The following is an 11,374-nucleotide window of genomic DNA, read 5'->3' on the forward strand; positions in this document are numbered from 1 at the left end:
ATTTCGTATAAAAATTCTCTTTTAATAAAAACAAAAATTTACACTTTACAAATGAAATATAAAGTATTGTTTATATTTGAAACAAAATATAAATATAATAAAAATATTTATATCAAAAGTATTTTTAAATCAAATTTTTCATCACACTTTAAAGCTAAAAGCATGATTTTGCTTTTAGCTTGGCACTATGGAGTTTTTGCGTGCGGTTTTTTGGAGTGAGAATATACAGAGTAAAAGTATAATACTATATAAAACACTAGTGGATTTTATGACATTTGATGTGATTTCATCTTGGTTTATAGCTTTAGAAATTTCGGTATATTTTTTACCTAAAAATTCTTTTGCTATGGTTAAATTTTGTTCTTTTAAATCTAAGATATTATCTTTGTTTTCTATGATTAACTTCTTAGCCGCGTCTAGTTCTACAAAAGAAATGTCTTGATAATGCCAAGATAGGTTAAAATCTTTATGAGAAATTTTTGCAAGATTTAGAATAGAACTAGAATTTAAATCTTGAATGGCTTTTTCAATTTTACTTTCATGAAGTTTTTCTGATGAAAAAACACCTGTAAAAAGGTTGATAAATTGTGGTTTTTCAATTAAAACAGCAAAAAAACCAATATATGCCAAAGCTGCAATAAAAAAACGCAGGCATTTTTTACAAAAAAACACCAAACTAACAAAAGAAACTAATAAAATATAACAACATACAATAAGAGCTTCTAAAGCCGGTGTAACTATAAAATCAAAAACTGATTGAACAACACTGTCGTTTTGTAACAAAAAAAGAAACAAAGCATACAATGCAATCATTACAACTGTGAAATTAAGTATTTTTAAAAAACTTGTGTGATGATTACTAGTGTTTCTATATATAAACAATAATGTAAAATTAATCCATTCAGTAAAATTATACAATTCTTCTTTTAAAAATTTTGCAGTAGTATTTTTAAAATCTATATTATCATTTATGCTTGTAGCTTTTATCATAGTTTCTTTTTCTTTTGCATAAAGTTCTAGTTTATGCCATTCTTGAGCCTCTAAAATATTATTTTGACTTATACCCTAAAAGAATCTTTTAAATTTTTAGCACATCTTAATTTATGCTTGTTATCGATCTGATTTATTTTTTCTTTTTCTTCATTTTGCATATTTTTAATTTTGTTTTTATAAGCTTCATCTTGATAATTATCTTCTATATAATCTTCAATTGATTTAAAATCTAATTTATCTATATTGACATTTGTTAAATTTATAGCCTTTTGTTCTTTAAAATAACAAGCACTAAAATTTGGAGCCTTATCAAAAATTACTCCATAAAAACAAGCTATTTTTTCAAATTCACACTCATGAAAATCAACATAACTATAAAATTTAGAATTGTTAAAATAGGCATTATCTTCGAAATGGGAATTTGAAAATTCTAATTTTGTTATTTCCTTGTTTCCAAATTCACTATCCACAAAATAACTTCTATCTTCAATTTTATTTTTCCATAATTCTATGTCCTCTATAATACAATTTTTTATAAAAAGATACTTTTCAAATGTGTTTTCTTGTAAACTTAAAAACTTAATTTTTTTATTGTACTTATCGTGACAGTCTAAAAATACCAAATGACTTGAAAATGTATTATTATGAATAAATACACTTCTTTTAAATTTGCACTGAAAAAAACTTAATGATTTCTCAAAAATATTATTTTCTATCTTTGTTTCGTATCTATCAATAATACAATCGTAAAAATACAAATGACTTTTAATTATCGTTACATTATTTTTTTCTACATCCCTTGGTTTATTAATACATAAATTAACATTGCAATTCTTAAAAATAAAATTATATGGAATATCCTTTATTTTATCAAATGATAAAAGCATATCTATTTTACTATCTTTTTTACCACAAATCAGATACCATTCTTCATCATCAAAGAATAGCTCATCTTTTTGCCTAAAATTTTCTTTTTTCAACTCTGTCGAATCTATTAATTCTACTAATTCTAATGTTTTTTTTATTTCTTTTATTTCTTTTATTTCTTTTATTTCTTTTATTTCTTTTATTTCTTTTATTTCTTTTATTTCTTTTATTTTTTTATATCACTTGGTGTGTATATATTGTCCTTTTTTACTTTTAGAATCTTAGATAAATCATCTTTAATTTTATCTTCATTAGCTTTATTCTTACCATTCTGATGTGTTTTTTTACAACATTTATTTAAAACATTAATTATTTTTTCAAATATTTCTTTTATCATTTTATCTTCCTATATTTCAGCTTGGCACTATGGAGTTTTTGCGTGCAGTTTTTTGGAGTGAGAAAAGAACCAAAAACATTAAGATAGTATAAGTAAATGTCATTACCATTACTAACGGATCTTCAATTTTTATTTTATCGTTTAAAACTTTACCTATAAGTGGATTTAAAACAATAGGATAATACACAATAACTATAATAAAATTTATATAACTTAATATAACACAATAATATCTTAAATACAAAGAGTCAATACAAATCACTAAAAAAAATATACCCAAAAAAACAACTATTTTAATCAAAGGAACAAATAAGCCGAAATTTATCACAAAAAGCATTAACTGCATCACAGCAAAAATAATAGCAATCAATAAAAATTTGCCTACTTTAAATTTAATTTTTTTAAAAATAACACTTCTTTTTTGTTTGTCACTATAATACAATGAAGCCATGAATATAATTATTGGAGTAAGAAACAATAAAAGCAAACAAGATAAAGGAAAAATCTTAGCAGCTGCAACAATTTTATCATCACCATAAAAACTAAATGACTTTAAAAAAGAAAAAATATTAATTTCTTTTATCTCTAAAAAATCAATATTTGTAAAATTAAATATACATATAAAATATACTGCTATCAATATAAAACAATTATTTATCACTTTAAGCAAATCTGTATGATGATCGCTAAGTTTTCTATAAAACAACAACAAACACCAATCGACTTTTTGTTTAAGACGCAAAGATAACTTATCAAAAACTTCATCTCTTTCATATTTTGAGAGTATATCATTTGAATTTAATTCTATTTCTTTACAATAAAGCTCATATTTATGAAAATTTGAAGCTTCTAAAAGATTATTATCTTTTATTAATGCATTTTTAAAAACCCTAAAAGAATCTCTAAAATCATTTGCAAATTTATCTAAAGATTTTTGATATTGTTCATTTTTGTCTTCATTAAATTTTTCATATTCTTGATTTATTTTTTCTTGCAAATTATCAAAAATAAAATTTAAATTTGTATTTACGGCATTTAAATTTCCCTTAAAAATCACTTGAGAAAAATTTGGAGTTTTGTCAAAAGTTACTCCGTAAAAACTAGCTATTTTATTAAATTCACATGCGTGAAAATCAGCATAACTATAAAAAATAGAGTTGTCAAAATAAATATCATTTTGGAAATTTGCATTTGATAAATTTATCTTAGACTCTTTAGACTTTTTATCTCCAAAGCAAATATATTTAAAATAACATTTGTTTTTAAACTCGTTTTCGTATAAATTGATATTTTCTATAAAGGAATCTTGCACAGAAAGAATCCCATTAAAATTATTTCTAAATAATTCCAAATTTGAAATCTTCGTATTGAGAATAAATTCAATGTTACTTAAAAAAGTATTATTTTGCATATGTATGGTATTTATAGTGCAATTTTTAAATAAAAAAGTGAAATTTTGATTTGTCTTTGTAGAATATATATAAACATATTTTTAAATAAAACATGTTCAAAAATAAAGTCATTTTTGATATTGACTTGAGAAATAGTGAAATGTTCATCAAAATGACAGCCTAAAAAATGTATTGATTTATCATAATATTGATTATCTAAATGGGCTTTATTATTAATCGAAAGTTGATTTTTTATCAATCCATTTATAAACATAAAATTAAATTTTTTTAATAACTCAGGATTTAAAATTATGCCGGATTCAAAATTACTAACTATGAATCTTTTCGCATAAAAATCATAAGTAATATGAGTTTTATGCAATTTTAACTCTCTAGAAATAAAATTTTGAGATTGTATTATATCTAAATAAATATTTTTACATATAGTAATAGGGTGTTTAAATATATTTCTATGATTATAATATTCAAAAGACATATAAAAATCTGCTCTAAATCTTTCATTTTGTCTTTGAGTTATTATATTTTCCAATTGGCATAGTAATTCATCTATAAAGAAAATTAAAGGCTTAAAACTAATCATGCTACGATCCTAAATTAATTCTGATTATTCTCTATAATTTTTATTTCTTCTTCGTTTAGGTTGTAAAGTTTATAAACGATAGAGTTTATTTTGGTTTCTTGGGTTTTGGTGTTTGCGTTTTTGTCTTGCTCTTTTAAAACTAAAATCTCATCGACTAAGCTTATAAGCTCGTTTGCTAGTTTTTCATTTTTAGAATTATTTTTGGTATAGGAAGTCTTTCTAAAAATGCTTTTTTGTATCTAAATCCATTTTCACCTAAGTTTCCACCGGCGTAAAATGTTTTAAATATAAAAGCCACAAAATCATTGTTTAAAAAAGCAATGAGATATTTTAGATTTTCCCCTGTTAAAATAAAACTTGTTGCTTCTGCGTAAAAATTTAACTTTGTATCTAAATAAAATTGTGGTTTTCTTACTATTTCACTATACACTATCTTTTCTTTTTCAAATTCTTCCAAATAAGCACAATTTCTAAGGTTATAAGGTGTTTTTCCTTTGTCAGTTCTTTTTTCTAAAGTTTTATAATACGGCTTTAAATGCTGTTTTAAGCTAGGGTATTCATCTATGTTTATTGCTTCTATCTTTTCTCCACTTTTGCTTTTATAGCCATTGTGAGTGTTGATTACCCAAAGCCCTGCCCATTCATAACTATATCTTTTTATATCTCTACCGCGTAGCATTTTGCGTATGAGTTTGGCGGTGCGTTCTTTTTCGGCTTCATCTTTGCATTTAGCTAGAATTTCATCTCTTTTTTCAGTAGTGATGATAAAGGCTTCGTTATAGCCCGTTTTTATGCCATAGTTTATATTAAGCCCATGCCAGTCTTTAAGTGGAATGCCGTGCTTTTCTATCTTTGCTTTTAGCGCGTTTGTGCCCTCATCATTAAAAGTAAAGCTTTCTTTACTTAAAGAATTTTGTGCGATTTTGTTAAAATCTAAAATGCTTTCTATGTTAAAGTCGTTTTCTTTTAAAAGCTCGGTGTTTGGGGGTAGGTACTTAAAGATACTATCTTTAGTTTTTGCTTTTTCAAAGCTTAGTATGGAAGTATCTACCGTGGCACTATCAAAGACTTTTATACCATTTAGATCGATGTATTCTAAAAGCGTAGTATTTTTAAGTAAAAATTCACGCAAAGGCTCTCCATAACCTGCTCTTGTGTATTTGTTTGAAGTGATGAAAGACAAAACGCCATTTTGCTTTAGCACATTAAACCCAAGCTCATAAAAGTAGGTATAAATGTCGCTTGTGCCTTTATATACTTTATAGTTTTTGGCTAAATTTGGCTTTAGTTCTTTGATGTCTTCTTGTCTGATGTAAGGCGGGTTACCGATGATGAGATCAAACCCTTGAAAATTCCCACCCTCATCAAGCACTTCGCTAAATTCAAAACGCCATTCAAAAGGATTTGCACTTTCTAAGTCAAATATACTCTCATAAAGCTTTTTAAGCTTTTTAAATTCTTTCTTAGCGGCACTTTCATCAAAGTCAAATTCAAACATATTTTTAGAGAAAAATGCTCTAAAATTCTCATCTTTTTCATCTTGTGCTAAAAAATCGCCGTATTTTTTAGAGTATTCATTAGCACCGTTGGTAAGTTGCTTGATCTCTTTGGCAAATTTGTCTTTTAAGCAGAAATTTTTAAAAGACTCTTTGAGGTTTTTGATCTCTTTTGCGATGAGAGTTTTGTCGGTGTAAAAGCCTTCTTTGTAGTCTTTGACTATGCGTTTGTATTTATCCATGCGTTCTTTGATGTTTGGGTAGTGAGAAAGGCTTTTGTGAATTTCAAAATAACTTATAAGCGAATTTCCGCATTTTATGTTGATATCGATGTTTGGTAGGGTTTTAAGATCATGATAGTTTGTATCATCAAAGCTTTCATAAAAGCTGTGTTTTAAAAGCTCTATCCAAAGCCTTAGTTTAGTGATCTCACATGAGTTTGGGTTGATATCTACTCCAAAAAGGTTGTTTTCTATGATGTCTTTTTTACGCTCGAAAAGTTCTTTTTGGCAAAGGTGGGTTTTGTCTTTGTCAAAATCAGGGCGTTTATACTCTAAAAACTGGCCTTTGTGATTTTGCACTAAAATTTCATCATTTTGCACGCTTAGGTAAAAGTCCTCTTCAAACAAACCAAGCTCATAATGCACCATAAGCATGGCATTTAAAGCTGAAACTAAAAAATGCCCACTTCCCACTGCAGGATCGCAAATGCGTATGGAATTTAGCAAGGCTAGTTTTTGCTCTTGAGAGATTTTTTCTTGGCGTAGCTGGGTTCTTAGCTCGCTTAACTTGGTGGCATTTAGCTTAAAAGTATGGTTAAACTTATCAAGCACGACTTTTTCTATACTTGCTTTACACATATATGAAGTAATAAAGCTTGGGGTATAAAAACTACCTTCTTTGTAGCCATTTAGTTTTTCAAAGACATTTCCTAAAACGCTTGAGTTGATGAGTTCTTTTTGTTTGATGAGTTCTTCGCTTTGCTCATCTGCTCCAAAGTCAAAGCTATCTAAAAACTCAAACAAATACTCAAGCAAACCTACTTTGCCTTTTTTACTTTTGCCTTTGTCATCTTTTAACTGCGTGTGTGGGTGATACTCTAGCAAAGCGTCATTTTCTAAAGTGGCGATTTCTAGTGTGGTTTTTTCGATGGCTTGTTTTTCAAAAAGTGATGAATTTAAATAAGGCAAATAGCTAAATTTACTCTGCGTCCTTGTGTGCTTTTCTTTAGCTAAGATATCAAAGAAAAGATGTGAAAGGGTAGTAAAATTTGGAATTTTTTCATAGTTTAGAAATTTAAGGGTTTTATCATCGTTAAATCTAACTAAATTAGACTCAATAAGCTTTAAAAATAAAATGCGGTTTAGCCAAAGTATGATGAATTTTAACACCTCTTCAAAGTCATGCTTTGGAAGCTTGCTCGCTATGAGATGATAAAGTGTGCCTTGGGCTTGTTTGCTTTGCTCACTTTGTGTGATGATGAATTTAGAAAGCTGTTTGCTCTCGCTTAAACCTAGGATGTATAAAAGCTCTTTATAGAATGCGTTGTTTAGTGAGTTTGCGTCATTTGGGCTAAATTCATTTAGCAAAAAGTCTCTATGAAAGGTTTTAAAAATGCTTGCTAGATTTTTGAAATTTGACTTTTGCTTGTCTTTTAAAAAGGCTAAATCGATGAAAAAGCCTTTTAAGCTTTCTTTGGAATTTTCTATAAGTTTGCTTGCTTCTTTGTAAAATTCATCAGTGTTGCCTTTAAAAAGTGAATTTGGGCTTTGAAATTCTTCAAAAAGCTTTTTAAAGCTTGTGTTTTTATAAAAAAGCTCTTCAAATTCACTAGCTTTGAAAATGTAGAATTTATAAAAGTCTGTGATGATGATAAATTTCAAACTAAAGCTATGCTCTCTGTTTCTAAAATAATACAAAATGGCTTCATGCAAGGCTTTGGAATTTGGCTTTGCGTGGATGATGAATTCTTTTGAGTTGGGCTTTTTAGCTTCGATGAGAACTTCTAAGTCTTTGCTAAACTCATCTTTAGCAATGGCTAAATCAATCTCGCTTTTGCCTTTTTGCTTGGTTTTGATGTGGGTTTTGAAATTTAGAGTGGTTAAAAATGGACTAAGTGTGTTAGCTACAAGATAATCTTCATTTTCACTTTGTGAGCTTTCAAGCCTTTTTATATACTGCATTAAAGCCTTGCTAAAAGTGTCAAATTCATTTTGTGTAATTTGCTTTTTGCGGTAGTAGGGGTTGAAAAAATCTTTTTCATTTAGCAAAGTAAAGTGCATTTTTAACCTTTATAAAGAATATTTTATATTTTACTAAAATTTACTTTAAAGGATTGAAAAGACTTTATGAAAATATAAAAACAAATAAATTAAAAATTAATAAAAAATTATTAGATAATATTTATTATTGCATTTTTTATATTTTTATACTAAGAAAATTTTAATACTAAAGTTATACAATAAGTTTATATTAAAAATATCAAGGAGGCAAAATGGGAAAAATTTTAGTTTTCTGTTTAGCGCTTGTTTCTTTTGTTTGCGCTAAAAATGAATTTTTTACAAGTGAAGTAAGCTCACTTTACTTAAGCAAAAATGACACAAAAGCTGTTGGTAGATTGCTACCCACAAATCCTTTTGAAGTATTAAAAACTGATGGAAATAAAGTTTTGGTCAAGATCACAGGCTATGTTAATCCTGCTTCGCCTTCTGTGCTTTATTACAACGATAGTCAAAGAATCATAGTTGCTGCATTTTCTAAAAATACAAAACTTGATTTTAAAACTTATACTAAAAGCAAAAATGGAAAATGGGATAAAGCTACCATAGAAGTTTGGACTGACAAGAAAGATTTTGCAAAAAGCAACAAAGAAATGTTTATAAAAGCTAAAGAGCTTTATATGAATAATTGCGGAATTTGTCATAGCGTTCATAAAGAAAGTGAATTTAGTGCTAATGGCTGGCCTGCTACTTTTAGATCAATGGTAAATAGAACAGGAATTGATAAGAAAGATCATTGGCTAGTAATACAGTATTTGCAAAAAAATGCAAAAGATTTTAAGGAGGTAAAGTAAAATGGGACTTGATAGAAGAAAATTTTTAAAAATCGGAGCAGGGTTAAGCGTGTTGCCTTTAGCTCCTAGTTTGGTCATGAGTAAAAATATAGAAGTTTCTCAAATAAATTCTGGTTTAGTAAAAAATGGAAGTGTGATAACAGCAGCACATTGGGGAATTTTAAAACTTACCATTAAAGATGGTGTGGTAATTAAAAGTGAGCCATGGGAAAAAGTAACACAAATTGACAATCCTTTACAACACTATACAGCAGATATGATCTACAAATCGCGCGTGAAATATCCTTATGTTAGAAAAAGCTATCTTGAAAATCCCGACAATCCAAAACCTGAACTTAGAGGAAAAGATGAATTTGTGCGTGTAAGTTATGATGAGGCTATAAAACTTATAGCAAAAGAACTTAAAAAAACAAGAGAGCAAAAAGGAACTCAAGCTATATTTGGTGGAAGCTACGGATGGAAATCTAGTGGAAATATGCAAAATTGTAGAATATTGCTCCATAGATTTTTAAATGTCACAGGTGGTTTTGTAGGGACTACCGGAGATTACTCAACCGGAGCTTCTCAAATAATAATGCCTTATGTTGTAGGCTCTATTGAAGTGTATGAACAGCAAACTTCATGGGAAAACATTTTAGAACATTCTAAAATAGTAGTTATTTGGGGTGCTAATCCTATCGCTACTTTAAGAATAGCTTGGACTTCAAACGATCAAAGAGGTCTTGCTTACTTTGAAAAATTAAAAAATAGTAAAATCAAGGTTATTTGTATAGATCCTATAAAAACCGAAACTGCTAAATTTTTAAATGCACAATGGATCTCTCCAAAACCAAATACAGATGTTGCTATGATGATAGGCATGGCTAGTCATTTGATCGAAAAAAATAAAGTCAATTATGAATTTTTAGAAAATTATACAAGTGGATTTGATAAGTTCAAAGCTTATTTAGATGGCAAGAATGATGGTATTAAAAAAGATACAAAATGGGCAAGTAAAATTTGTGGAATTGATGAAAAAATCATCAAAACACTAGCTGAAAGTTTTTATGATAACCCTACTATGATCATGAGTGGTTGGGGCATGCAAAGAGCTCATCATGGCGAGCAACCTCATTGGATGTTAATAACCCTAGCTTCAATGCTTGGTCAAATTGGCACTAAAGGTGGTGGATTTGGCTTAAGTTATCACTATAGTAATGGCGGTGTTCCATCATGCAAAGGTGGTGTTATAGGAGGTATTACAGCAGGAGCTGTGGGAATTTGGGAAAATGGTAAATTTAAAGGTATGCCAAAAAATGGAGAATCTCAAGGTGGTGCTGAATGGTTACAAAATACTGCTAGTTATTCTTTTCCTGTAGCTAGAATAGCTGATGCTTTATTAAATCCTGGGAAAGTTATAGACAATAATGGTTCTAAAATAACCTATCCTGATATTGACTTTATTTATTGGGCAGGTGGAAATCCTATAGTCCATCATCAAAACACAAACACTAACATCAAAGCATGGCAAAAACCAAGAACTATAGTTGTAAATGAAATTTATTGGACTCCAACTGCGAAAATGGCAGATATTGTAATGCCTACCACAAGTTCTTATGAACGAGATGATATTACCATGAGTGGTGATTATTCTAATATGAATATAGCTCCAATGAAGCAAGCAGTATTACCAATAGGCGAGAGCAAAGATGACTATGAAATTTTTGCTGATATTTGTAAAGTGTATGGAGATGATGTATTTAATGCTTATACCGAAAATGGTAAAAAAGCAAAAGATTTTATTAAAGAATACTACAATAGCGCTTTAAAACAAACTCAAGCTTATGGGGATGTATTTGAGCCAAAAATGCCAAGTTTTGAAGAATTTTGGGCTAAAAATGAGCCTATAACTTTTTCTCCAACTATAGAAAGTATGGAATGGGTGAGATTTTCTGAATTTATTGAAGATCCTATCTTAAATGCTCTAGGCACTGAATCAGGCTTGATAGAAATTTACTCAAAAACTATCGAAAAGTATAACTATAAAGACTGCAAAGCACATCCAATGTGGATGGAGCCGATAGAATGGTTAGGAAATGCTACCAAGGAAACACCTTTTCATCTACTAACTAATCATCCAACAGATAGGCTTCACTCTCAAATGTGCCATACCTCATTGCGTGAAAAATATGCAGTAAATGATAGAGAACCTATCTTAATCAACCCTATTGATGCTAAAAAACTTGGAATCAAAGATGGTGATATTGTAAGAGTTTTCAATAAAAGAGGTCAAGTTCTCGCAGGTGCTGTGGTAACTAAAGACATTATGCCAAATGTTGTAAGATTATGCGAAGGTGGCTGGTATGATCCAAATGATGAAGGAATGTGCAAATACGGAAATGTAAATGTCTTAACTATTGATATGCCAACTTCTGAATTAGCAAACGGAAACATTTCTCATACAGGCTTAGTAAATATAGAAAAATATAAAGGATTACCGCCTAAAATAACAGCATTTACAGCTCCAAAAGGCGCTGTATAAACATTCTCTTTCTTAGAAGATAATTTCTTCTAAGA

The 11,374-nt window shown here is 28.7% G+C and carries 5 protein-coding genes and 2 pseudogenes; 2 read left to right on the plus strand and 5 right to left on the minus strand.

The features are described from left to right. Positions 1–174: 174 nt before the first annotated feature. From L8X28_RS08405 to L8X28_RS03460, 5 genes and pseudogenes are all read right to left on the minus strand, one after another. Positions 175–1,988: pseudogene (locus tag L8X28_RS08405) on the minus strand (pentapeptide repeat-containing protein). A 98-nt stretch (positions 1,989–2,086) separates the two neighbouring features. Next, positions 2,087–2,257 carry a hypothetical protein gene (locus tag L8X28_RS03445; RefSeq protein WP_263665524.1) on the minus strand — a complete coding sequence of 57 codons (171 nt, stop codon included), beginning with the start codon at positions 2,255–2,257 and terminating at the stop codon, positions 2,087–2,089. A 16-nt stretch (positions 2,258–2,273) separates the two neighbouring features. Further along, a complete protein-coding gene (locus tag L8X28_RS03450) occupies positions 2,274–3,569 on the minus strand; it encodes a pentapeptide repeat-containing protein (RefSeq protein WP_263665525.1) in 1,296 nt (431 codons plus the stop codon). Positions 3,570–3,679: 110 nt separating this feature from the next. Beyond that, positions 3,680–4,249 (minus strand): hypothetical protein, encoded by a 570-nt coding sequence (locus L8X28_RS03455; protein ID WP_263665526.1) that lies wholly within the window; start codon positions 4,247–4,249, stop codon positions 3,680–3,682. A gap of 14 nt (positions 4,250–4,263) precedes the next feature. After that, positions 4,264–8,027: pseudogene (locus tag L8X28_RS03460) on the minus strand (Eco57I restriction-modification methylase domain-containing protein). Positions 8,028–8,239: 212 nt separating this feature from the next. Here L8X28_RS03460 and L8X28_RS03465 point away from each other — a divergent pair. Next, positions 8,240–8,818, plus strand: a complete 579-nt coding sequence (locus tag L8X28_RS03465; protein WP_133319461.1) for a cytochrome c3 family protein — start codon at positions 8,240–8,242, stop codon at positions 8,816–8,818. 1 nt (position 8,819) lies between these two features. After that, positions 8,820–11,339 carry a molybdopterin guanine dinucleotide-containing S/N-oxide reductase gene (locus tag L8X28_RS03470; protein ID WP_263665527.1) on the plus strand — a complete coding sequence of 840 codons (2,520 nt, stop codon included), beginning with the start codon at positions 8,820–8,822 and terminating at the stop codon, positions 11,337–11,339. Positions 11,340–11,374 lie beyond the last annotated feature (35 nt).

This window comes from Campylobacter sp. CNRCH_2016_0050h (genome assembly GCF_025772605.1).
GTDB classification, from domain to species: domain Bacteria; phylum Campylobacterota; class Campylobacteria; order Campylobacterales; family Campylobacteraceae; genus Campylobacter_D; species Campylobacter_D lari_D.